The organism is Maribacter chungangensis, assembly GCF_042676845.1.
GTDB classification, from domain to species: domain Bacteria; phylum Bacteroidota; class Bacteroidia; order Flavobacteriales; family Flavobacteriaceae; genus Maribacter; species Maribacter chungangensis.
Genome location: NZ_JBHTHY010000006.1, coordinates 205,625 through 231,841, shown reverse-complemented (window position 1 = coordinate 231,841; position 26,217 = coordinate 205,625). Strand labels below are relative to the sequence as shown.

Annotated in this window: 14 protein-coding genes and 1 pseudogene; 8 read left to right on the top strand and 7 right to left on the bottom strand. The window is 40.2% G+C overall.

Features of this window, described 5'->3' with window-relative positions:
* Positions 1–320: 320 nt before the first annotated feature.
* Positions 321–1,370, bottom strand: a complete 1,050-nt coding sequence (locus tag ACFQZJ_RS08955) for a DUF6340 family protein (RefSeq protein ID WP_379933987.1) — start codon at positions 1,368–1,370, stop codon at positions 321–323.
* A gap of 431 nt (positions 1,371–1,801) precedes the next feature.
* On the opposite strand from ACFQZJ_RS08955, the gene ACFQZJ_RS08950 reads away from it, so the two are divergent.
* Both ACFQZJ_RS08950 and ACFQZJ_RS08945 read left to right on the top strand, forming a co-directional pair.
* On the top strand, positions 1,802–2,407 hold the full coding sequence (locus ACFQZJ_RS08950) for a hypothetical protein (RefSeq protein ID WP_379933986.1): 606 nt from the start codon (positions 1,802–1,804) through the stop codon (positions 2,405–2,407).
* A gap of 166 nt (positions 2,408–2,573) precedes the next feature.
* Entirely contained in the window at positions 2,574–4,745 is a 2,172-nt protein-coding gene (locus ACFQZJ_RS08945) for an endonuclease MutS2 (RefSeq protein WP_379933984.1), read from the top strand.
* A gap of 162 nt (positions 4,746–4,907) precedes the next feature.
* Here the strand turns inward: ACFQZJ_RS08945 and ACFQZJ_RS08940 are convergent, their stop codons facing one another.
* Entirely contained in the window at positions 4,908–6,485 is a 1,578-nt protein-coding gene (locus ACFQZJ_RS08940) for a thiol-activated cytolysin family protein (RefSeq protein ID WP_379933983.1), read from the bottom strand.
* A gap of 334 nt (positions 6,486–6,819) precedes the next feature.
* Here ACFQZJ_RS08940 and ACFQZJ_RS08935 point away from each other — a divergent pair, with 334 nt between their 5' ends.
* Complete coding sequence (locus ACFQZJ_RS08935) at positions 6,820–8,574, top strand: tetratricopeptide repeat protein (protein WP_379933982.1); 1,755 nt, start codon at positions 6,820–6,822, stop codon at positions 8,572–8,574.
* Between the two features lie 86 nt (positions 8,575–8,660).
* Here ACFQZJ_RS08935 and ACFQZJ_RS08930 read toward each other — a convergent pair whose 3' ends face one another.
* Entirely contained in the window at positions 8,661–10,511 is a 1,851-nt protein-coding gene (locus tag ACFQZJ_RS08930) for a thiol-activated cytolysin family protein (RefSeq protein WP_379933980.1), read from the bottom strand.
* Positions 10,512–10,799: 288 nt separating this feature from the next.
* On the opposite strand from ACFQZJ_RS08930, the gene ACFQZJ_RS08925 reads away from it, so the two are divergent.
* The gene (locus ACFQZJ_RS08925; RefSeq protein ID WP_379933979.1) at positions 10,800–12,683 is read left to right on the top strand and encodes a tetratricopeptide repeat protein; all 1,884 of its coding nucleotides are present in this window, start codon (positions 10,800–10,802) and stop codon (positions 12,681–12,683) included.
* 74 nt (positions 12,684–12,757) lie between these two features.
* On the opposite strand, the gene ACFQZJ_RS08920 is transcribed toward ACFQZJ_RS08925, so the two are convergent.
* Entirely contained in the window at positions 12,758–14,629 is a 1,872-nt protein-coding gene (locus ACFQZJ_RS08920) for a thiol-activated cytolysin family protein (protein ID WP_379933978.1), read from the bottom strand.
* Between the two features lie 286 nt (positions 14,630–14,915).
* Between ACFQZJ_RS08920 and ACFQZJ_RS08915 the strand changes: the two genes are divergently transcribed.
* Positions 14,916–16,805 (top strand): tetratricopeptide repeat protein, encoded by a 1,890-nt coding sequence (locus tag ACFQZJ_RS08915; protein WP_379933977.1) that lies wholly within the window; start codon positions 14,916–14,918, stop codon positions 16,803–16,805.
* A 179-nt stretch (positions 16,806–16,984) separates the two neighbouring features.
* Here the strand turns inward: ACFQZJ_RS08915 and ACFQZJ_RS08910 are convergent, their stop codons facing one another.
* On the bottom strand, positions 16,985–17,677 hold the full coding sequence (locus ACFQZJ_RS08910) for a hypothetical protein (protein WP_379933975.1): 693 nt from the start codon (positions 17,675–17,677) through the stop codon (positions 16,985–16,987).
* Positions 17,678–17,680: 3 nt separating this feature from the next.
* Positions 17,681–20,803, bottom strand: a complete 3,123-nt coding sequence (locus tag ACFQZJ_RS08905; protein WP_379933974.1) for a T9SS type A sorting domain-containing protein — start codon at positions 20,801–20,803, stop codon at positions 17,681–17,683.
* A gap of 867 nt (positions 20,804–21,670) precedes the next feature.
* On the opposite strand from ACFQZJ_RS08905, the pseudogene ACFQZJ_RS08900 reads away from it, so the two are divergent.
* From ACFQZJ_RS08900 to ACFQZJ_RS08890, 3 genes and pseudogenes are all read left to right on the top strand, one after another.
* Positions 21,671–21,823 (top strand): annotated as a pseudogene (locus ACFQZJ_RS08900) (NAD(P)H-binding protein); the annotation flags it as partial.
* A 176-nt stretch (positions 21,824–21,999) separates the two neighbouring features.
* Entirely contained in the window at positions 22,000–22,407 is a 408-nt protein-coding gene (locus tag ACFQZJ_RS08895; protein ID WP_379933971.1) for a thiol-disulfide oxidoreductase DCC family protein, read from the top strand.
* A 106-nt stretch (positions 22,408–22,513) separates the two neighbouring features.
* Positions 22,514–24,607 (top strand): DUF4139 domain-containing protein, encoded by a 2,094-nt coding sequence (locus tag ACFQZJ_RS08890; RefSeq protein WP_379933969.1) that lies wholly within the window; start codon positions 22,514–22,516, stop codon positions 24,605–24,607.
* 114 nt (positions 24,608–24,721) lie between these two features.
* On the opposite strand, the gene ACFQZJ_RS08885 is transcribed toward ACFQZJ_RS08890, so the two are convergent.
* Complete coding sequence (locus ACFQZJ_RS08885) at positions 24,722–26,050, bottom strand: dicarboxylate/amino acid:cation symporter (protein WP_379933967.1); 1,329 nt, start codon at positions 26,048–26,050, stop codon at positions 24,722–24,724.
* Between the last annotated feature and the right edge of the window lie 167 nt (positions 26,051–26,217).

Sequence of the window (26,217 nt, the reverse complement as noted above, 5' to 3'; positions counted from 1 at the left end):
CGTAGTCTTGGATGTACCACAGCGTTGATTACCAAAAGCTTATTGTATGCATATATCATACTACCTACACACTATGATCTCCTTCCTAAAAACAAGTAGACCTGTTGAATTTATAAACTAATTACTACTGCTGAAGATGATTATTTGCCTAATTTTTATAGAGAAAATTGGCCTCCGATGATAGCAGCGTACTAAAGAGTAGCAGCAATAGATATGTTGCTTATCCTATCAATTGTTTGGAACAACAGCTTATAAACTACTTCGTATAATTTTACCTTCCAAATTTAATTCGTCTTTGCCAATATCGAAAAACTACCGAACTAACGGGCCAATTGTTGGTCTAAAATACGAATCTGCCGTACTCTAAATTTCAACACATTCACATAATCCAAAGCAATATTATTTCTATAATCCGTATAAGCCAAGGAGGCAAATTCGATTGCTTTATCAATGTCACCATTGATTTCATGGCTTATGGCCATATTATAATGAGCCCTACCGGCAATTTTTGCATCAGGGTGGGCTAATTCTTGTTGCCAAAGTTCTGCTGCGCCATCCCAATCTCCTGCCTGGGCACGTCGCTGTGCTATTTTGAAATTATCCGTTCCACGTACAAAATAATCCCTCGCTACACGTATCCTTTTTGGTGTCAATCGGTTGGCATACGCGATCCCTACATTTTTACTGTATTCCTGTACGGTTTCGTTCCGGCCAGCTACCGCTTCAACTGCCTTGAGCGGATTAATTCCGGAACCCTTAAAGAGCATTTGTTTGGTATAGATACGCTCATCTACGACTTCTTTTAGTTGTGGATCGTATACACGCCATCCGTTGGATATGCTAGTTGCCAAGGCCACTTCTTGCGCAGGCACATCTACATCGATTCCCATGCTATTAGGTAATTTCATGGTTGTTATTTTATAGTCCGCTTTGGTGTCGGTATCAAAGAAGGCTAGAGAAAACAGCACATCCACTTCATTCTCTTCGCAAATTTTTTCAACAACATTCCACGAAAGTGTGGCGGGTAATACCGCAAGACCTTTTTTTATTTCTTCAACATCCTTGATAATTTTAATTTCCTCAAAATTTCTAATCGCCGCTAATTGTGAGGATAGTGACGAAATTGCCGCTTCTGCTCCTTTTTCATCCAAGTGCAAGCCTTCGGCCGAAAGAATTTTATCAATATCATCAAGTACCTTATTTCCTTTTGACGGTTCGCTCCTGTTAATAATCCCAACTCGTTTTACATCAGAAGGCAGATAAACCAGTGCCGGTTCAGTGACGCCCATGGTCAATCTGTTCGTAGCGCTACAAGACGTAATTAAAAATGTAAGGATTAGGTAAGCCAAGGTTTTAATATGCTTTTTCATGAGCCTATAGCGTTTGGGTGTATGGATAAATTTCCGTTTCATTTTATTGCTAACTACAGAACTTCAATAATCTCATTTTATTGCTTAAAACATTGATTTACCGAAATCTATAAGCGATAGTAAACGCAACACAACCGTATTCTTACCGTACTGGCAAAGCCTTTCTTCTCTTTTCAACACTATTCCATATCTTTAGCTACGTTTACTTAAAAAAAAGCTAAATCGCTAACAAAACTATAGCAGCAAAAGATGCTGCCACAAGTTATTTAGGGAAGCATCTGGAAAAAGTCAGCGCAAACTAAGGTGTTTTTTAGAGCAATTGCAACTATTTAAGAATCAGTAACTAATGTAGCATATTAAAAGACTATGTAATCCCATTGGTGTTGATTTGGATTTTTTATGTGCTTATTTTTGAGCTCAAATACACTAGCATGATCACAAAAAAATATTTTAGGGAAAAGGCCTTTTACAATAAAGACGAACAAGCGTATGTACTACGTGTCCATAGCAATTTGTCCGGTACCGATATCTTAGCAAAGGTGCTTCCCGAAGAACCCAAAGCGGTAAACGAGGAAGATGGTGTTTCGGACAAAATATTAGCTATTTTAAACGAGCTGACTGCACTGCCAGTATCCAAACTTGATCTTATCAAAAAAACCGCTTGGAGTTCTTTTAACGATTATGGTAAATTAGTTTCGTTTACCCTTTTGGAGGATGATAACAAATTTAAAAACGGAACCATTACGCGTGAAGAATACCAAAATCTTAACAAAAAAAGACAACGTGACTTATTTGAGATTTATTCGGAACATGATTGCTGGAAAAGCTTGGGCAAAGCCGAGTTTAAATCCTGTCTTTTCCCTAGGATTTGGAACCATCGTTTTAGGTTGATCACCTTTTATCCTGAATGGGAGGGAGACGGACTTAACATTGTCGTGAGAAACGGAGAAATAATTGGATATGCAAACGGGCTTGACCCCATTACCAAAGCCTTTGACGACCCAAAGTTAAAAGCGATCAATGAACTTTATTGCTAACCGGAACTGAAATACAATTATTCTATATTTTTAATAACACAACAAGAAAGTTGCAAACGAGTAGCCAAATACACTTTTAATAGTTGGTATTCCATAGCACAAGGATGAGCACATGTAGCTCAATTTCAACTCCAATCCTTACCTTTACGGCCAATTAAATAAAAACGTGGCGAACATACAGAGCAAGACACTACAAGATTTAGAATTTCCTACAGTTTTACAACAGGTTGCGGCACGCTGCAATACGGAGTTTGGCAAACAGATAGCGCTGGAAATCGTTCCTTTTGCCTCGGAAGATGAAATACGGAGTTCACTTGGAAAAACTTCGGAGTACCTATCCTCTTTTATTAGTGATAACAGAATTCCCAATCACGGGTTCGATCCTATTCTCTCAGAGCTAAGATTGCTAAAAATAGAGAACACCACCTTGGAACTGCAAGGATTTAAACGGATTGCCACCATTTGTGATTCCATTGTCACCCATAAAAAGTTCTTTACTAAATTTAAGGAATATTATCCATTACTACATGCGTCCGCAGCTCTTTTGGAATCCAATACCGAGATTCCCGAGCTGATCAATGGTGTGATCGACCGTTTTGGAGAAGTAAAGGACAACGCGTCCGAGGCTTTGTTGCGAATTAGACGGCAGATGAACCACGTCCGCGGCAATATCAGCCAGAGCTTTGGTTCGGCTTTGGCCACCTACAATTCGTCCGATTATTTGGACGATATACGGGAATCGGTCGTGGAGAACCGTCGCGTACTTGCGGTAAAGTCCATGTACAGAAGAAAGGTGAAGGGGACCGTTATGGGCACGTCCAAGACCGGAAGCATTGTATACATAGAGCCCGAAGCCGCATTGAAGTACAGCAGGGAACTGAACAATCTCGAATTTGAGGAAAAAGAAGAACTACAGCGGATCTTAAAGCAGCTTACGGACCAAATAAGACCGTTTAGAGCGCTTTTAAGCGAATATCAGGACTATTTGGCACAAATTGACGTTGCGGCCGCAAAAGCGAAGCACGCGCAAGATATCAACGCATTACTTCCCAAATTGAACGATAGTAACAGATTGTATCTACGGGATGCCTATCATCCCTTGCTATTTTTGAACAACAAGCTTAAAAACGAGAAAACCTATCCCCAGACCATTGAACTGCACGATGAAAATAGGATCATTGTCATTTCAGGTCCCAACGCCGGAGGAAAAAGCATTACCCTAAAAACCATTGGGCTGTTACAGGTAATGCTCCAAAGTGGTATGTTGATACCGGTGCACGAACGCAGTGAAGTCTGCTTTTTTGATAAGATACTAACAGATATTGGGGACAACCAATCCATTGAAAATCATTTAAGTACCTATAGTTATCGACTTAAGAACATGAACCAATTCTTGAAACGATGTAATAACCGTACACTGTTTCTTATAGATGAATTTGGAACAGGAAGTGACCCCGAACTCGGCGGTGCCCTGGCCGAGGCTTTTTTGGAGGTTTTTTACGAGCGCGGTTCCTATGGTGTTATTACCACACATTATGCAAACCTAAAAGCCTTGGCGAACGAACTGCCCTACATGAGCAATGCCAATATGCTGTTCGACGGCAGAACATTGGAACCTACCTTTCAGCTGGTCTTGGGACAGGCCGGCAGCTCCTTTACCTTTGAGGTAGCACAAAAGAACGGTATCCCCTACTCTTTGATCAACAAGGCCAAGAAGAAGATTGAGCGCGGTAAAGTCCGTTTTGACGCCACCATAGCCAAACTACAGAAAGAACGTAGTAAAATGGCGCAAACGGGCTCCCGATTGCAAGAAGAGGAAACCAAAGCAAGGGAAGAAGCGGCACGATTGGAGAAACTGAATGCGAAGATCAAATCGAAATTGGAAAACTACCAAGAACTGTACGACCATGACCAACGTATGATCCAACTTGGCAACAAGGTAAACGTGGCGGCGGATAAGTATTTTCAAGACAACAAGAAACGTCCCTTGATATCGGAATTATTGCGACTTGTTGAAACCGAAAATAGCAAGCGAAAAAAGAAAACGGCCAATCAAGCAAAAGCTGAGCGGGCAAAAAAGGCACAAGTAGCCCAAGATGTGCAGAAAGAAGTAAAGGTGATCCGCGAGAAAAAGCGGGTAGCCAAGAAAAGGGCAGTACAAAAAGAAAAGAATAAACCAAAACCTGTTTTTAAGATAGATGACCGTGTTCGCATGAGCGACGGAAAGGCAGTGGGCACCATTGATAAGCTGGAAAAAGGAAAGGCCGTCGTTAATTACGGTATGTTTACCACGAATGTAAGCGTAGACCAGCTGGAATTGGTAGAGCGAAAGAAATAGTATTTTAAAACACTGTATTTTAGATACTTGAAATTAATCGTATACGATTATTATTTTATTTACTTGTTTTTCTACGACCATTTTTAAATGGACGGCACAATTTAAAACGACCGGCCGCAGGTTGTTGAACCCAACCTGATCGGCCAACCGTTTGTAAAATGCTTACAGTTCCTTAACCGCCACCTGCGTACATACACCAAGTGACCTTTTGGCGCAATAGGCTTCGTAATTTTTATTCTTGCTAACGTAGCCCACATTAAATTCTCCCAGTGTTTTCCAGACAAACAGATCCAAAACCTGAAATTGCACTTTTACGTTATACGATCCATCTTCTGGACTTAAGGAATAGTCAACGTTTTTGTCATCCAGTTTCTTCCAATCCGAAAATTTCTGTTCATCATTACCTTGTTCAAAATAAGAAAAGCGATATCTAAAACTATTGTTTGCCGTTCTTTTGGCATTAATGCTCTTGTGCTCGTAAGGGAAACTGGCATCACAGGTCCTTAGCCTATACTTTGTATTGTCTCCCATCTTAGCAATTTGGTTATCCTTTAAATACTTTACCGTGTAGCCGATCGGTGCACCAGGGTTACTCCTACTGTAAAGCGCACCTTCGTCGATTGCCTCCCACAGACCTCCTTTCCCCTCTTTTATATCGCTTCCGGTAATTACCTTTGTAGCAATTTCCGCGTTACCGCCTAAGGCCATAATACTGATCGTAGATTCTTTTATTACTTTTTCGAAATTGACATCTATTTCGCCAGCGGCATCCACCTTGGCGGTTTTATAGTCCAATGCAGCTTCCAGGTTTACCTCGGTCTCCGTATCGGTAGTCTCCATTCGTACCATGATTATCCTTCCGTACTGAACGGAACTTACATAAGCCGGTGGGCTCTCGCTGGAGATGGCCGATTCTATCGTAGCCAAACTAACATCACTCCCAAATACAGAGGCAGGGCTTTCGGGAGACTCCATCACTACACTATAAAAGACCTGACGGAACAATCTGGTCGCAACCCTCTTTTCGGTGGTCTTACTATAATCAAATTGTGCATCAAACGAACCTTTGGACCATTCGGCACTTACCCCTAGGTCTAAGCTCATCTGCTCCTTGGTGTACGCTGTGGTTGTTTTTGATTTGTACTCGGCATCTATTTCATAACCCTGTGGTTGAATTTCGGAATTCCAATATTCCAAAACGTTATCAATGCCCGCTTGGGTATTTTGATACGTTGGTTCTGCAATAATAGTGTTCCCCCCATCACCTATCCCAGGTAAATCAACACGGAGTTTAGTCGGGGCCCTGGGGATTTGCAATGGCAAAGGAGCGCCTTCGTATAGTTGTCTATTGGCCATAATAAGAGCCCCTGGATAAACGACACCCAAGGTGGGATCGAACATCACTACACTTTCAAAATTAGATTTGATATCATAGTCCGTATCCCTACATTCTGTCACCGCACCTTTATCGATATCACGAGATGGTTTTTTTGGCGTAGTAACCGTACCTGTATTTCCTTGAACGTTCAAAAGATCCTCGGGGTCGTATGACAGGCCTGAAATCAATGAATTGATGGCTGCCAAATCAGAATTTACTTCTGGCTCCGGTTCTGGCTCAGGGTTAGCGATAGGATTCGGGTCAGGTGCGGCTTCATCTTTGGTGCACGAGGAAAACGATAGTACGGCACCGAGTAAAAACAAATAAAAAAGCTGTGGTAATCTAAGCTGTCTTGTTTTCATAATTTCTTTGGTTTTATGGATTCAACACTCCAAAACTAGAAGCACATATACCTGAAACCTAAAAACGGAGCTAGACAAACCATGGACGAATTTGGGTTTAGTCATGAAATACGGTCTAGACAGACCAATTATTAAAATGTACAATAAAAATATAATGTATTGAAAATCAATTATTTATTGTATTTTTATTCATACACCTTCGCTACATCGGTCTATACAAATCCTAGACAACGGGTTTTTGAGATCAAAACCTTCATTCTATTGCATTATCTTTATAAAAGAGGTAATTTTAACAGAATTCACACCACATTTTAACCCAAAAACTGAGATTAGCATGAAGAAATGGTTGCTATTATTACTAATAATTAGTCCACTATTAGCCACTGGTCAAGATCAAAAGAGGGTTGATAGTTTATTACGTCTGGTTCCACAACAAAAAGACTCTGCCTTGATATGGACTTACCGTTCACTCTTTAATACCTATGCCAGAAAAAATCCGGTCAAAGCAAAGCCTTATCTGGATTCTGCATTTGCTATAGCCAAAAAGACAAAAATAACTACCAATTTACATGGATACTTGTTATACGACCTTGGTAAGTTCAATAGCAATAGTGGTAATTATTTGCCCTCGGTAACAGCATATAAAATGGCCATAGATTCTTTTGCTAAGATAAGAAATAAGGGCATGCAAGAGGTTTGTTATAATAATATGGGCATACCACTTCGTCATTTAGGAAGGTTCGACGAGGCCCTAGAATGTTATATGACGTCAATACGATTATCAAAAGAATTGGGCGATGAGGAAGAAATTAGAGCAAGTGCCTATTTGAACATTGGGAATATACATACCGAATTAGGCAATTTTGCCCTCTCCACTGAATATTTTAGAAAAGTGGAGGCTGTTTGTTTGGAATTTGAGAATCCTTGGGGTGTGGCCATTTCAAGATCAAACATAGCCACTAACTTTTACAAAGAAAAAAGATACGAAGAGGCTTTAGAACTTTATTCAACCTCATTGAAATTTTTTCTTGAGAATGATTATCAAGTAGAAGCCGCCGAAGAATACGGACATGTAGGTGATGTGTATTTTGAAATGGGTAGTGCCGAAGAGGCCTTGGAATACTATAATAAGGCTTTTAAAGAAGCTGAGAACATAAATGATAAGGCTACCATGGTCATTGCAAGACGTAAAATCGGTAACGTCCGTTTTAAACAACGTGATTATAATGAAGCCTTACAGAATTATGAAAAAAGCCTTGACCTGGCTCTTTTAAATGGAGCCAAGGTGGAAGCCAAGGACAACCTTTTGAAGATTGCCGACACCTACGCTGCCATGGGCCATTTTAAAGCCGCTTATAACTATAGAACAAGGCATTTTGTAGCCCATGATTCCATTTTTGAAAAAAACAAAATAGATCAAATTAATCTCTTGGAGGTGCAATACCAGACAGAAATGAAAGAGACGGAGATTGCACTCCAAAAAGAGGAAATAACCACGCTGAACCAAGAAGTGGAAATCAATACGCTAAAAAAGGGGCTCTATGCGGGAGGCATGTTCTCCGCCTTGGCCTTGTCCGGATTATTGTTTTTTGGTTTTCGACAGCGGATGAAAAAAAACCGTATTGCCAGGGAAAAGCAAGAGGAAATTTATAAACAGGAAATTGAACATAAAAAAAAGGAACTGGCCAGCCAAACCCTTCATTTGGTGCAAAAAAGCAGGTTTATTTCCGAATTAAAGGACAATCTGGAGAAAGTAAGGAGCTCACCTGAAAAATTTAAGGTTGAGTTTAAGCGTATTGTTATGCTGTTGAAAAAGCAAAGTGCGGCGGATAAGGATTGGGAGGTGTTCAAATCTTATTTTTCCGAAGTGCACCAAGATTTTGACGAAAAACTAAAAAGTCTCAATTCTAAAATCACCGATAAGGAACTACGTTTGGCCTCCTATGTAAAAATGGGATTGAACAATACTGAAATTGCGGATATCCTTAATGTGTTGCCTTCTAGTATCCATACCTCTAAATACCGTTTAAAACAAAAATTGAATATCGATAAGAAATTAGAATTTGATAGTTTTATTAAAGGACTCTAAAACAACAGCCGATACCCAAGTTGTTGAATCGCAACTTTAGATACCGACCGTGCTAACTTCAAATAAAACTTGCCTTAACTACCTTCTTAAAGGTCAAAAGGTCCTATAAAACCCCATCCTAACTCGGCATTTGAAATGACATATTGGGTTCCCGCTTTGTTGAACAAAAGATATTGGCGGTTGTTTCCGAGGAAAAACCCTATTCCGGCACCAACACTATCGAAAGGCAGGGTTCCGTTGCCCCAGTCGGAAATATCATCCGTTCCGTTAAACTGATTTGGGTTGTTCGAATATCTGGAAAATTGTGTGCCATCACGATTTATCATATAACGATCCGAAGGCCCCCCATTGTAATTTCTAAAGACCATTGCCCCAATACCATTGACCGCAAAAGGATTCTCACCCGCCGCAAGGTTTTCGATATTGTTTAGGTTACTTCTCCAAGTCTCGCCGTTAAGTACGTAGTTGTAAAAAAGGCCACTCTGCGACATGAACATTATCGTGTTGTTCTCTGAACTGCCTAATGAGGTGTTACAGGCCGCTCCAATTCCATCATCACCAAATGGGTAATCTCCCTCATAAAGTTCCTCAATTGGGAACGGGCCGTCCAATTGGGCATTCGCACTGCGCATAAACTGCTTTCCATCTGTGCTGATAAGTACAAACTCAGTACCTTTAACGCAATAGGCGGCGCCGACAGGCCCCATTCTTGAAATCACATTTCCTTTCCAGTGTGCGGTATGAATGGGTTCTCCACCAGTTCCATTCACAGGGGTACATTCCGTCACATCATATCTTGTAGCGAGCTGTACTCCGACGATTTGATTTGTATTCACGCTCCGAACCACATAGCTCAAGGGTAGGCCTGTAGATATCGTACTGCTTTCGGCCAATAAATTGACCAGTTCAGAAAGGTTACTCCCTATTGTTTTTATTGTGGAGCTTGACTCCCCTCCGAAAGCCATCACTTTGATTTTGATTTCGCTCAATTCGCTTAAATAAGAGGCATCGATGTCAACCTCCGCTTTATTGGCAACGGACTGAAATTCAGCTTCGACAGCGGCGTTCATCTCCGTGTAGGATGAAGTGGACTCTACCAACATATAGTAAATACGTCCGTACGAAACATCACTGATATAGGTTGCAGGGTTGCCCGGTTGTACATATTTAGCTAGGTCTTCCGGTGTTACAGAGTCGGCAAATACGCCATCGAGACTCGTAGGGATTTCAAAAGACATCGTATAAAAGTTCTGTGTTAGCTTTACCAATACCCTGTTGTATTCCTTTTCGGTACTAAAATCAAAATCGGCACTTACATCTGCAAATGCATTTTCAAAATCGATCCCCATACTAAGTGCCAATGCTTCTCTGCTCTGTACCTGACTATAATTGAACGTAAAGTTGGCGGGCAGGTCCTGTGGGGAATTGGCAATAATATTGTTCATTGCGTTTTGAATGGACAATTTGGAAACTTCCTCCACTTCAAATCCAGAGACTAGATTACCGTTGATTAAGTTGTAAGAAACGGCTCCGCCAGCTCTACCTACCGCTATAACATCAGGTGTGGCCTTCTTCAAGGATTTGCCTTGCAATAAACTTCCCGGATATATCACGGACGCATTGGGGTTGAACAGTGGAAAACCATCTCTACCCGTACCGCCACCTTTTAAAGCGTCGTATGTTTTCGTAGTACAGTTCCACACTTCCCCATCAATAACTTCATTGGTTTCCTTTTCGTTAACTATTTGCTCCGAAGTACTTGGTGCCTCCAATTCTCCTGCATCGGTAACAATTTTTGAGAATTGCGCCTTAGCGTCTATGTTATCAATTGGGTCTGCATCCGTCGTATCATTACTACAGGACTGTAAAAAAAGTAGTCCCATGACCACAAGTAAAAGAATGGGTGCAATTGAGGTTTGTTTTAAACTTGTTTTCATAATTTCTTTGGTTTTATGGATTCAACACTCCAAAACTAGCTTCTATATCGCTTGCACCCTATTTTTGTCCATAGACAAAGGCTGTACGGATTAATCAATACTTCTATCAATAGATCATAGACATCAATAAATTTCATTAATACAAAAAATATCTTATCTTATTGATTGTAAGAATTTTATGTGTTATTCTGTTTGGTAAAAATCCTTGATGTGCATAGACAAATTATGGACAATAGCCTATTTGCCCACAAAAAAGGTTAATTTGAGAGAACATTTAAAAAAGACCTTATGAGACCTTTGTACTTTATCGTTCTATTCTTTGTTGGTTTGCTTTACTCTGTCAAAGCACAGGATGTACAGCGAAAAGGGGATAGTCTATTGGCCGTTTACCATAAAGCCCAAACAAATGAAAAGAAAATTGAGATACTCCATGAAGTCATTGATGTTTATTTATATAATGATGCCGATAAAACCAAAAAATACGTGTTTCTAATGGATAGCCTTGCAAGCGGAGCCAATAATCCAAAGGGGAGACTTACCGCGGATTTTAATTTGGGGTATTACTACTTTAACAAACAGCAGATGGACTCGGCAGAAATCTACTTTAACAAAACACTAAAGGCGTCCAAAACCATACAGGACAGCAGCTTTGTGTCTAGCACCTTGCAAAATATGTCCATTATCAAGGCGCATAACGGTGCTTATAAGGAGGCCATAAGGCTTATGGACAGTGTAGCAGCTATCAATTTACGTGCAGGGGACTATCTTGACTATGCTTCCGCGCTTGTAGATACCGGCGTACACTATTTTGAAATGGGCAATTATCCAAAAGCAATGACCCTTTACAAACGAGGATTGGAAATATATGACAGCTTGGAAACAAAAACGTATTTAAGGGCAGATCTTTACCGCAACATTGGCAAGCTGCACAGCATGCAGAATAATGTGGGGAAAGCTGTTGATTTTTTTGATTTGGCAATTAAGGAGTACAGGCGTTTAGAAGACAATCTTTTCTTGGCCAACACCTTAACAGATTTGGGAAATGCCTATTCGGCGAATAAAAAGCGTAGAGCGGCCATAGATAGCTACAACGAAAGTTTACGAATAGCAAAAGCGAACAATTTTGAATATCCAGAGATTATAGCATACGGCAATATTGGTAGCGAACAACTGCTATTGAAAAACTACAGAAGCGCTTTTGATTATTTGCAAAAAGCCGTAGCAACGGGAAAAGGTGTTTCCGCGAACAATAATTTCATACGGGATATGAGCCATCTGGGGTATGTTTCCGTAATGCTTGAAAAAAACGAAGAGGGTTACCGCTTATTGGACCGCGCCATTGGCCAAGCCAAGGACATTGGGGTTCTCCATGAATTGCAGAACGCGTTATACTACAAAGGAATGGCATTAAAGTATAACGGAGAGTACATGGAGGCCATTGCAAGTCTGCAAGAATCGCGGATTATTAGCGACAGCTTACTATCCTTGGAAAAGGCAAAGCACATCAATGAACTCCAAACCCTATATGAAACCGAAAAAAAAGAGGCCGCCATTGCCCTACAAGAGGAAGAAATAGAAGCCCTTAACCAAAGGATTAAAATAGACCGACTCACAAAAGGCTTGTATGCCGGTGGGCTTTTCACATTTATGGCCGTTTCGGGTCTATTGTTCTTTGGCTTTACGCAACGGATGAAGAAAAACCGTATTGCCCGTGAAAAACAAGAAGAGATCTATAAACAGGAAATTGAGCACAAAAAAAAGGAATTGGCCAGCCAGACCCTGCACCTGGTACAGAAGAACACCTTTATCCAAGAATTGATGGAAAATCTGGAAAACATTAAAAACTCCCCCGAAAAATTCAAAATGGAATTCCGGCGTATCGTTATGCTACTTAAAAAAGAAAATGCCTCTGACAAGGACTGGGAGGTCTTCAAAACCTATTTTGCCGATGTACACAACGACTTTGACCAAAAGCTTAAAACTCTAAATGGCAACATATCCGATAAAGAACTTCGCCTGGCATCCTTTCTTAGAATGAAGTTAAGTACCAAGGAGATAGCGGCTACCATAAATGTGCTACCGGAAAGCATCCTTACCTCAAAGTACCGACTAAAAAAGAAATTAGGCTTGTCCAAAGAAGTAGACTTAACGGATTTTCTCAATAGCCTATAAAAAAGCCGGTACCCATATTAAAGAAACACAGGTACCGGCTACACTAACTCAAAATAAAACCGCTATAATTTTAATTAAAGGTCAAAAGGGCCAAGCGGCACGTCGCCGGAACCGCTTCCTCCATTGGAGATCACGTATTGGGTTCCCGTGATGTCGAACAGTATAAACTGCCTAGTGTTGCCCAAATAAAATCCGATTCCCGCCCCTACATCGAAGGGTATAGAATCATCGATGCCCCATTGTGTTCTATTGAACAATTGGGTAAAGCTATTGGGGTTATTGCGGTAAAGGGCATATTGACTCCCCACCCTGTTGAACATAAAACGACTTGATGGCCCCATGGGATCTTTGAAGTTAAAGAGCATAGCGCCCACGCCCGAAATTGCCAAGGGGTTATCCCCATTCGCCAAATCCTCTATGTTCGACTGCCAATTCTTCCACTCACCGCCGGCCGCATAATTGTAGAACAGGCCATTTTGGGACATGACCATGATGGTGTAGTCCTCTCCTGCCCTATTTCCTTCCAAATTACAGGCGGCACCAATGCCATCGTCCCCAAAGGGAACCTCACCATCAAAAAGTTCGGACAAGGGGAAAGGTCCCTCCAATTGGGCCTCAAAACTACGCATGTACCGTTTTCCGTCCTCACTAATTAAAATGAACTCCGTGCCTCGCAACGCAAAGGCAGCGCCTACAGGCCCCATTCTGGAAAGCACCTGCCCTTTCCAATGTGCCGTGTGGACCGGCTCCCCTCCGGCCGGGGCCGGGCTGCATTCGGTAACATCGTAGGTAGTGGCCAATTGCACCCCCACTATTTGGTTGGTGTCCACGCTTCTGACTACGTAGCTCAAGGGCAATCCTGTGGAAATGGTACTGCTCTCGGCCAATAAATTGACCAGTTCCGATAGGTTTCCGCCAATGGTGCGTATGGTAGATGATGACTCCCCACCAAAGGCCATCACCTTTATTTTCACTTCACTGAGTTCCCTAAGGGCAGAAGCATCGATGTCCACCTCCGTTTTCCCCACCACGGCATTGAACTCGGACTCCACGGCAAGGTTCATTTCGGCATAGGAAGAGGTCGATTCCACCAGCATGTAATAGATTCTTCCGTAGGAAACATCGCTAATATAGGTGGCCGGATTGCCGTCCTGCACATATTTTGCCAAATCGTTTGGTGTAACCGAATCGGCAAAAAGCCCTTTTAGGCTGGTGGGGATATCAAAGGACATGGTATAGAAATTCTGTTTCAGTTCCACTAGGATACGGTTGTATTCCCTTTCGGTGCTAAAATCGAAATCGGCACTGACCTCGGCAAAGGCATTTTCAAAATCTACCCCCATGCTCAACGCAAGAGCCTCCCTGCTCTGTACTTGACTATAATTGAAGGAAAAATTGGCGGGAAGGTCTGCCGGTGAGCTGGCTATGATGTTGTTCATGGCATCCTGAATGGAACTTTTGGCCACTTTGTCAACCGTGAAACTGGAAGCCAGATTACCATTGTTCAAGTTATAGGAAATGGTACCGCCGGCACGTTCCACGGCAATCACGTCCGGGGTTGCTTTTTTGAGCGATTTCCCTTGGAGCAAGCTCCCGGGATAGATGACCGAGGCATTAGGATTGAACAGTGGAAAACCATCCCTGCCGGTTCCTCCGCTTTTTTTAACATCGTAGGTGGTGGTGGTACAGTTCCAAACCGCATTTTCGATGATCTCGTTGGCTTCGTTGGTTGCCAAGGTTTCATTTTGGATCTCAGGGTCTGGCAACTCGCCCGCACTGCCAATAACATTGGAAAATTCGGCCTCAAGGTCTATGGTCTCGGGTTCTGGTTCTGGATTTGGAACAGTTCCGTCATTAGCCTCTCCTGCATCGCTGCTACAAGACAGGCATAAAAAAAACAAAAGGTGTAACGTTAATAGGTTTTGGACAATTGATCTTGTTTTCATAGTCGCTTTATTTTGGATTCAACACTTAAAACTAGCTGCCATTGCGCCAGTTACCTAATTATTGGCATGGACAAAATAGGGACAGTGTTGGAAGCATCCTGATATTTTTATGTAATCCCACCACCGATCATTAGTATCAAATTCAATTTATAATATTGATAATCAGATATTTAAAACAATTATCGAATATTGACAAATTTGGCTTTAGTATGGACAAATCATGGACAGCAGGTTTTTTCATAAAAAGAATGATTATATTCAAACAGCTATCTTAAACCAACTGATTATGAGTCCAATAAAAAGACAAGTATTCGCAACGCTGATGATTTTTGTCGTGTGTATGCAAGGTTTTTCCCAAAAACAAAAAAGGGTAGATAGCCTTTGGTCACTTTATCAAAGGGAAACCAAGATCGACGAAAAGATACATTTACTTGACGACCTTTATGGACTCTATATTTATGCTATTCCGGACCGTGCAAAAACATATATTGATGAGATACTTAACATCTCAAAAAAAGAAAATTATCCTCAGGGAGTTTTAAGAGGTGAATTTTTATTGGGTCATTATTATATGACGCTTGGGGAGATGGAAAAAGCTGCAACATTTTTTACCAAGACCTTGGAACTTTCTAGAGCACAAAAGGATTATACCTTGCTACCTACAATCCTCAAAAACCTATCCATTTGCGCCTCACATAGTGGAAATTACCCAGAAGCCATACGCCTAATGGATTCATCAGCTTCCTTGGAATATGAAAGAGGAGATTTTATGCGTTACGGTTCCGCTCAAAATTTTATAGGGGATTTCTTTTCGGATATGGGCAACTATCCAAAAGCCATGGAGTGGTACCAAAAAGCCTTGCAAACAATGGATACTATCGATATTAAAACCTACCACAAGGCCGATCTTTTAAGTAATATTGGCAACCTTCTTTATGCTCAGGAAAATTACATCGAAGCCATTAAGTACCTGGAATTGGCCATGGAAGTCTATATTAAGACCGACGACAACCTTTACCAGTCCGAGACGCTTATAGAAATCGGAAATGTTTTATCCGCTCAAAAGAAATACAAGCAGGCGGTTGATTACTATAATCAAGGTTTAGCGATTGCTATAAAATATTCGTTTCCTAAAGCCCAAGAATTTGCCTATGGCAATCTTGGCCATGCTTATGGATTAATGCAGGAGCATGCACGTGCAATCGGTAGTTTTACCAAAGCACTCCAAATTGAAGGCGCAGAAACCTCTGAAATGAACAGGGTAAATTATTTATCACAATTAGGTTATTCGTACGCTATGACAAATAATTTTGAGAAGGCTTTTTCCTATCTGGATAGCGCTGTGGCCTTGGGCGATTCTATAAACGTGGCCAATGAACTTCAAAACGCCCTTAGATATCGAGGCTTGGTCTATGAAAAAAAAGGTGCGTTCAAGAATGCGGTACAGGACCTTAAACGTTCCCAAAGCATAAAAGACAGTCTTTTTTCAATTAAAAAAGCAAAACAGATAAGTGAGTTGCAAACCATCTATGAAACCGAGCAAAGAGAGGCCGAAATCGCCGTACAAAAGGAAGAAATCAACACCCTGAACGAAAAGGCGAAAGTGGACACCCTGACCAAGAGCCTCTACGCCGGAGGCTTCTTTACCTTTGTGGCCGTGTCCGGCTTACTGTTCTTTGGTTTTAGGCAACGCATCAAGAGAAACCGAATGGCCCGGGAGAAACAGGAGGCCATATACAGACAGGAAATCGAACACAAGAAAAAGGAACTCGCCAGCCAGACCCTGCATTTGGTGCAAAAGAACACCTTTATCCAAGAGTTGATGGAGAATTTGGAAAGCATCAAAAATTCCCCGGAAAAATTCAAGATGGAATTTCGCCGTATCGTAATGCTACTAAAAAAAGAAAATGCCTCGGACAAGGACTGGGAAGTGTTCAAGACCTACTTTGCCGATGTGCATAATGATTTTGACCAAAAGCTAAAGACCTTGTACGCGGATATTTCCGAAAAGGAAATTCGATTGGCAGCTTTTCTACGGATGAACCTCACCACCAAGGAAATCGCCGCCACCCTGAACGTACTGCCGGACAGTATCCTGAAATCCAAATACCGACTCAAGAAGAAGCTGGGTCTGGACAAGGGGACGGATTTAACGACTTTTTTGAATAGCTTGTAAGGATTTCAAACCAAGGTATAATTTGGAATTTCGTTATATGCACAGTAAGATTCATTATACCCTATAGTTCGATTTGTTTACCCGTAGTACTATTATAATTTTCAAGAATATATTGATAAACCAATGATTTACAAGTGATCAGGGAACGCATTAAAATTTCTGATGCGCATAATATGAATTTAACTACTTAGCCAAAATGACGCGGTATTAGAAGATGTATTGCCCGCTTCATCAGTAGTTACCACGGTTATTTCAAAATTAGTATCGTATAGGATTTCTGCATTGCTAAAAACAGTGTCAGTGGTGTTTTCTAGTAACATAATTTCATTCATATAAATGCGGTAAGAAACTATATCGTTATCTAAATCGGCACCCGACCAATTAATATCTATTAACTGGTTCCCTTTATCGGTAATGCTTATTTCTGCAGGAAAAGGCGCATAGTTTTCTACAATGGAGCCTTGCGAATAAAAGCTCCAAGCTGCACTTGCCATCTCATCATCGTTTAGTTTTGCAATTACTTGCCAACCGTACTGGGTTCCCTTATCCAATAATATGGTTTTTGTGGTAGTTTGAGAACTAAATGTTGTTTTGGTATCATTTGTAATATTTGATAGTTCTAGACTATAGCTGGTAGCATTTTCAGAAGCTTCCCAACTAAATTCCAACTCTATCTGGTTGTCCTTGTCAAGTCCTTCCGTACACAAGCTTTGGTCCTCCGGAAAAACCAGATTAAAGGTACTCAATTCTTTATCTTCACTTAAAGTAGTATTAGGTTCTGTTATTGGATCTGTAGCGTTACTGCTGTCTTTACTACAGCAAACAAGCATGAACGATAAAATTATATACAGATGTGTATAATAGCTTTTCATAGTTTAGTTTTTAATAATTTTCAATTTAGTGGTTTGACTATCACTTACAATATTTGCTAGGTATAGGCCATTTGGTAATTTAGAAATATCCATGGCCAAGGTTCCTTGTTCAATTTGTTCAGACTTCCTCATTACGGTTGTACCGGCCATAGTATTTAAAATCAGCTGCGCGGGCTCCGAAACCACCAAGCCTGTAATTGTTATCGGTCCGGATGTGGGATTTGGATAAGACATAGGTGTATGCAATACTATAGTATCTTTGAATTCACCTTGACAGGCCTTATCTGTAATAGCATAGATGTAGTTTACGCCTTTCTCCAACGGTATGGTCAACCTTGTAAAACCAGTGTTTTCCCTAACATAATGGTACCGCTTGTTATTTACCATTACATCGTATTGCCTACTACCACTAACTACAAGTTGAGCCTTATTGGCGTTGGTATCCAAAACTGTTTTACCGGTTAAAAATTCTAATGGCTCTGTAATTTGAACAGTAAAACACTGCTTTAATTCTGGATTTATTGAAAGGGAAACACAAACCTCATAACTTCCCACTGCTAATTCTGGAATAAGTATCTCATTCCCAGCCACAACATTCTCCAGCGTATTGGAATAATCATCGCCTAGAACGGTAATGTGATAATCATATTCCCCATTGTCAATAAATACACTTATTTTTCCATTATTGGTATCCTTGCAAGAAGCACTAATCGCTTTTACCACTATATCATCTTGACTTAATTTGGCCGCCTTGGCAATAGTTATGGGGTTTTTAAACAATGTAAGTTCATTGGCTATTGAATTAGTAATGAGGCAATCATACTCACCAAATGCACCTTCATTATTTACCTCTATGGTATAGGTAGGCTCGTTTGCCCCTGGAATAAAACCTCCATTTTTACGCCACGAATAACTATTGTTTTCACTATTCGTTGCATCAACGCTCAGGGTATAACTATCTCCAATGTTGACATTAACGGTATCTGCCATACCTATTTTTGATTGTGAACCATAAATAAGTCTATCTGCGTCCGAAAGATTGTTCAGAATAGTTTCCAAATCCTCGAAAACAAAGTTGTTTTCCAAAATATTTAAGTAGCCTACGTTATTTAAAAGGGTGGGCAAATTGGGTATTGTACCGTATAGCATGTTGTATTGTAATGAGATAGATTTCAATTTGTCCAGATTTGCCAATGCTTCCGGTATATTTCCAGTCAGTTGATTATCATTAAGATATAAATATTCCATTTCTGATAAACCGCTGAAAGATTCAGGGATATTTCCACTAAGTAGATTATCTTCAAGACTAATGGATATTATATTATCGAGATTTCCAATCTCGGGAGGAATATTCCCCTCCAAGCTATTTTTTCTTAAGGTTAAGTACTGTAATTGGTTAAGATTTCCAATCTCGGGAGGAATGACTCCACTTAACTCATTATTACCAAGAAACAGCCCATTAAGTGCTGTGAGATTCCCAATTTGGGAAGGTATTGTACCTGTTAGCAAATTTTTGTCTAGATACAAGTATTTAAGGTTGTCAAGATTTCCCAATTCTGAGGGTAACGTGCCTTGCAAACCATTTTCAGATAAGTCCAACTGAAAAACCCTACCCTCATTATCAAGTGTTACACCATGCCAAGTACCTATGTACCTATTTAAATCCCAAATATTAATCCAATTATCGCCATTGGTGGCATTATAAATTGCTAGCAGCGCAGCCCTATCCGGGGTCATAAGCTGAGTATCCGAGCAGCCATCATCGTCAACAGAAACCCCTGGCGCAGTATTGGGACATAGATCTAATAGGTTATTGACTCCATCATTGTCATCATCTAATTGACTCTCAGCACAACCATTTTGATTTACTGTTTCTCCATCTGGGGTATCTGGACATTGGTCCAAACTATCACTTACGCCATCTAGATCGGCATCAAGTGTCTGTGTGCTTACCAATATTGGTTCTGTAAATAAAGTCAGTGCCGTTACCACGGTATTGGTAATCCTACAAGAATACTCCCCCACTTGGGCCTCTCCTTCAAAATTAATAGTATAACTCGCATCATTTGCCCCTGTAATAAATGTACCATTTTTAAACCATTGGTATTGATTGTTTACGTTCGTCGTTGCCGTAACGCTAACGGTATGGGTATCGCCATTATTCAAAATAATGGTATCCGGTGTCCCAACTTTTGATTGATTGCGATATGAAAAGCTAATAGACGAAAAAGGTGCAATTAATCCTTCTAAATCTTCAAAAACGTAGGTATTGCCTTCAATTAATAGGATTCCATTATTGTTCAGCCCAGTATTTAGTAAAAAATCTAAGCTACCGTTAAAGCTATTGTTTCTTATTATAAGCCTGTTTAATAGACTTAAATTGCCCAATGAAGCCGGTAAGTTTCCGCTAAAATTATTGTCTTCAAGTGTTAGGTGCAATACGTTAATCAGATTTCCAATTTCTGGTGATATGTTACCCGTTAAGTCATTATTGCCCAAATAAAGGTAGTCTAGGTTAATAAGGCCGTAAATAGCGGTAGGTATTGTTCCTGAAAGACCGTTTCTTCCTAAATGTAGGAACTCTAATTTATCCAAGTCACCTATTTCAACTGGAATACCTCCCGTTAAGTTGTTGGAATTTAAAATCAACTGTCTTAGCTCCATTAGGTTCCCGATTTGTATGGGTATACTACCAGAAATCGAATTGTCTCCGAGGTTTAAGGTAAGTAAATTGGTTAGGTTTCCTATCTCAACCGGGATATTGCCACTGATGTTGTTGTCTAATAGATTTAGGGTGGTTAAACTTGTTAGATTCCCTATTTCAGTGGGTAGCTCTCCCTCCAAACCCTGTTGATATAGGTTAACGCCACTAACTCTGCCTTGAAAGTTGATAGATACTCCATGCCAGGCAGTCATATTCTCATTTAGATCCCATGCATCTTTCCAATTAGGACCATTTGTTGCATTGTAAAGTGCCAGTAAGGCAAGACTATCGGAGGTAACATCAAAAAAAACATCTTTAGTGGCTTCCGATTTTTTATGATTTTCACCATCTGTCAGACCCTCATGTGCACTCAAAAAGACACACATTAAAAAGAAAAGGCAACAGGCGTATAATTTTTTCATAATTCATTTTTTAAATTATTCTTTAGTCTAGGTGATACCATTCACGTGTTAAGTTGGCGGAAAGAGCCGTAGGTTCTTTTAAATTATAAAAGTTTTCTTCTGCGTAAAACGATTTTATAACCATAACAAAATTGTATATAAAGCATAGGAATTAGACACTTACCAAATTATATAAAAGACTCATTACCCATAAATTTTAGGCATAGACAAAGTATGGACAAACTACAAAATATCTAAAATTCCGTAAAAGAAGAATCGTAAGTAGTGTTTCAGGTTACTAGGTAACTTTATCTTTCAGTACATAAAGAAAACGTATACTTTTAGGTGCAGTTTGTACTTTCTTTACAATTACCAAACTCTTTTTAATAAAAAAACTAAAAATGATGTTTTTAGCTACTTACGACGTCAAGGTCAGATTGGCCAAAAGCTTATCACTAAAGAAGGGTTCCATACTTCATAGCTATATTTCTTAATCATGAAATTGACCGGAAACCTCTTTTATATCATTTATGATGTGGCTATGGTCATCGCGTCAATTAATCATTGGCTATCGTTTAAGTCAACAATTTTGCCGTATCGCTTAAACAATTGATTTAAGGTATTTATAATAATGGAAAAATAAGATAGATAGAAAAAGTAATAGTAGCCCGTGCCAATGGCACCACTGGAAAACAAATTATAACCCTATTGAATAAATCACAATACTTTGAGTCTGTTGCCATGGTTTGTAAAGCGTGCTATTGAAGTTCAACGAGAAGGTTCAAAAAAGCTCATGGACGCCTCTTAAAAAGCATACATCAAAAATTTTGTAATGCCAGGCGCTATGGGCCTCGATTTGTCAAGACAATTAGATAGTATCTTAAAGTAAAGCACAATACATATTTACACCTTAGGAGTAGTAAGTTGAATTATGCTATAATTCGTACAAGTACGTTGAACAATAAAAGAGATAAAGGAAAGATTGTTTTGGTGGAACACTTGAATAAGCAGGGTAAATTTAGCCGAGCAGATGTTGCATAAACACTGGTGAGGTCCTTGCATGATGATAGGCCCCAATAGCCAAGTATTCGAAATTATAGAGGGTAAAACTTTGATTGGAAAGGCTTTGGGAAAAATGTACTACATCGCAAGGGTTTATAATTATTTAAATGAAGTTACCAGAAAAATACTAAGATTCCCTGTCTTATCTTTGTAATGTGGGAAATGATAAAAAAATAATCCTATTTGACGGCGTTTGCAACCTGTGCAATGGTTTCGTCCTGTTTATTATTAAACGGGATGCAGAAGACGTGTTCCGGTACGCTTCCTTACAAAGCAACATTGGACAAAAATTGCTATTAGAACGAAATATTGATAGTACAACCACGGATTCCGTTGTGCTTATAGAGCCCGGAGTGGCCTACTACATAAAATCAGATGCCGCCTTGCAAATAGGAAGCCACTTAAAGGGATATGGAAGTATTTCTAGAATCTTATATTTGATTCCTAGCGGTTTACGAAATATCGTATACGATTTAATAGCCCGTTATCGTTATGCTTGGTTTGGCAAAAAGGATAGCTGTATGATCCCGACTCCTGAATTACAGGCCAAGTTTTTAGAGTAGCTCACCCAAAGCACTACTTAACTCATTGCACCCCACCCTTCCCCTATTCTAGATTGTTATCCACAGTTCGTTCGGCGAAGTTTGGTCTCCACCTAACATAACTATTATGAAAACAATCTACCTATTATTATGCTTATGTCCATTATTCATTTTTGGTAACGACAAAAAAATATCTTCTGAAATCAAGGAAGTCACCGTTTATTTAAACGGTGCAAACATCACTCGTGTTGCTAAGTGCAACTTGAGAAAAGGAACCTCCGAAATCACTCTGACCGGGCTTTCCACCAGAATAGAAGAAAGTAGTATCCAGATTTCAGGATTGCAGTCGGTGTCCATTCTATCCATGTCCTATGATCTAAATTTCATGCCAGTAGTGCTCAACGAAGGCAGCTCAGAACCCTTACAAGAGCAATTGGACGCTATAACATTTGAAGTTGCGCAACATAAAAATCTAATATCAGGTCTAGAAGAAGAGGAGCAAGTTATTTACGCCAACCGCGGCATCAGTGGTAGGGCAAAAGATTTGAACCTACAACAAATGAAGGATATTAGTACATATTACCGAACCAGGGTAACGGCTATAAAAAATGAAATTTTTGAGACCAATATGAAGATTAAAAAGCTGAACGACAAAGGTAGGACCTTGCAAAAGCAAATGGCCGCGTTAAACAATGTACCGGAAAAAGAACAGGGGGAACTTAAAATTAAGTTCGATGCCCCAATCGCAAGCAACCTTAATCTGCTTGTTTCCTATCACATACAGGATGCAGGATGGATTCCCAATTACGACATCAAATCAAAGGATATCAACACGCCACTTTACTTGAGTTATAAGGCGCACGTATTCCAAAAAACGGGAAATGATTGGAATAACGTCACTATTACCCTATCTACGGGAAACCCTAATATTAATGTTGCGAAACCAAATCTTGGGACTAAGTATCTTAATTTTACCAACGGGTATCAGCCTACAGGCCCTAACATAACAAAACGTAACCGCTATATTTTCAATCCAACTATAAAACAAGTAACAGGCACTGTCGTAGACCAATCGGGTATACCGCTTCCGGGAGTTAGTATTGTACTTAAAGGAACCACAAATGGCACACAAACCGATTTTGACGGTCATTTTTCGCTAGACGTGCAGAACGGACAAGAGTTGGTAGCCTCTTATATTGGCCAGCGCACACAACAAGTCCCTGTTTATTCATCGGTAATGAACATTCGTATGGAGGAGGACGAGTCTGCCTTAGAAGAAGTAGTTGTTACCGCTATGGGCACATCGCGAGATACCAGATCCTTAGGTTATGCAGTAAGCAATGTTGGCTCCGACATGCTCTCGGGAAGAGCTGCAGGCCTTCAAGTCGGTAATGGTACCCGTATTAGGGGAATAAGTTCCATAAGAACAAATGCCAGTCCTTTGTATGTGGTAGATGGTGTACCACTAAGCGATTTTGAGGAAGGTGATTTGGATATGGACGAGATACAATCCGTAGAGGTGCTTAAAGGAGCTAGCGCCATGCAGCTTTATGGTAGTAGAGGAGTTAATGGCATCATGGTTATCACTACGAAAAAAAGTAGGACTCAAGATGATGTAACCAACACAAGATTTATAATCAAGAAACCCTATTCCATAGCTTCCGATGGTGATGTTACGGCAATTGAAATCAGTACGTTTACACTAAACGCAGTTTACGAATATTTTGCTGCACCTATTGTAAATGAAAATGTATTCCTTACTACAAGGTTCAGTGATTGGGAACAATACAATTTGCTACCCGGTGAAGCCAGTGTTTATTTTAAAGGCACCTATGCCGGAAAAACAACGATAGACCCTTATGTTACAAAAAAGGAAATGACGGTTTCCCTGGGAATAGACCAAAATATTTCGGTTACCAGAAAACAGAACAGGGATTTTAAGAATAAATCGTTTACGGGGAGTAACCGTATTTTAGATAGAACCTACGATCTAGAAGTGAAAAACAATAAGGCCACTGCCATTGCTTTAAAATTAATGGATAGGGTTCCAATTTCACAGAACAACGCGATTAAAGTGAGCGATATCGAAACTCCCAATGCCCATTACGATGACAAAAAAGGATTAGTAACATGGAGAATGAACCTAAAACAAAAAGAGACTCAAAAGGAATCTTTTTCGTTTCGTGTGAAATATCCAAAGGAGAAAAGGATATCACTATAATTCAACCCCATCTTTTTAAGGATCGGGAGATTTAAGCCTATGACTTTCACCTACCAATCGAAGACGAACTGTAAGTTTAAACAACTGAACAGTATATTGTTATTGCTAACGAGCCTACTTAACTTCGTCATAATGATCATCCCAATTTTTGGCTTTAGGATGATCATGTAACTTATCTACAGATTTGGCCACAATAGTAGCCACTGTAGCATCGCCCGTAACGTTTACAACAGTTCGTAACATATCCAAAGGCCTATCTACGGCAAAGATCAATGCCAAGCCTATGGCATATTTATCTGGCGGAAATCCAACGGATTCCAATACGATCACTAACATTACCATTCCTGCGCCTGGAACGGCAGCGGTTCCTATAGAAGCCAGTAAGGCAGTTAGGACAATGGTCAACTGGCCGCTCAGCGGAAGGTCAAAACTTAATGCCTGAGCAATGAAAACCGCCGCAATACCTTGATAAAGACTGGTACCATCCATGTTAACGGTGGCACCCACAGGAAGCACAAAACTGGATACTTCCTTGTCCACTCCAATATGTTCTTCTACCCGTTCCATGGTTACCGGTAAGGTAGCTGCACTAGAACTTGTTGAAAAAGCAAGGAGCTGTGCAGGACTTAGCTGTTTTAAAAACCAAAAGGGATTCTTTTTTGCAAAAACAGATACCAATGTGCAGTAGAATACAATCATCAAAAACAAGCCCAAAACAACCACTCCCGCATACTTTAGCAAGGCCAACAAAATTTCCGGGTCGCTAGACGAGACTACTACATTCGCCAATAAGGCAAATACGGCATAAGGAGCACTTAACATGATCAAGTCTACCATTTTAAGAACTACGTCATTTAGGGAGTCAAAGAAATCTTTAAGGGGTTTTGCACTTTTTTCACCGATCAACAACATGGAAATCCCCATAAAAATGGTAAAGAAAATAACCTGTAGCATCAATTGATTGTTCCCCAATGCCGAAACGGCGTTATCCGGAACCATATCTTCTAAAAATTTTAGGGGGCCACTTTCCTTTTGTCTAGATGCTTCTTCGAGTTTGGCCGTAACACCTTCATCGGATGCATAAGTGGAGGTTAGTTTCTCTATCGTTTCTTCGGAAATACCGTTTCCAGGAGCTATTACATTTACCAATACCAGCCCTAGGATAATGGCTACCGTTGTCGTTCCTATGTATATCCCAATGGTCCGTAATCCTATATTTCTAAACTTGGAAATATCCTTTAAATCCGATATTCCCTTTATTAAGGAAGCTAAAATTAAAGGAACTGCAATGAGTTTAAGGAGTTTGATAAAGATGGTTCCCAAGGGGGCTATCCAATTGATAACAAATTCCTTTCCCCAGTCAAAAAAGGTCATGCCGAAACCAAAAACCAGTCCCAATACCATGCCTAACATAATTTGCCAATGCAATTCAAGCTTCTTCATAAATCAAAGTTAGTTTAGGGAGACAAGATACTATTTTGAACGGAAGCATGAAAGGGATGGTGCTAAAGGCTCGTTTTTTTAGTGATTAGAGGACTGGTTGCCAGATGAGATGTGCCGTACTTGGTGTTTAGACCTGTCAGGTTTCGAAACCTGACAGGTCTAAAAGG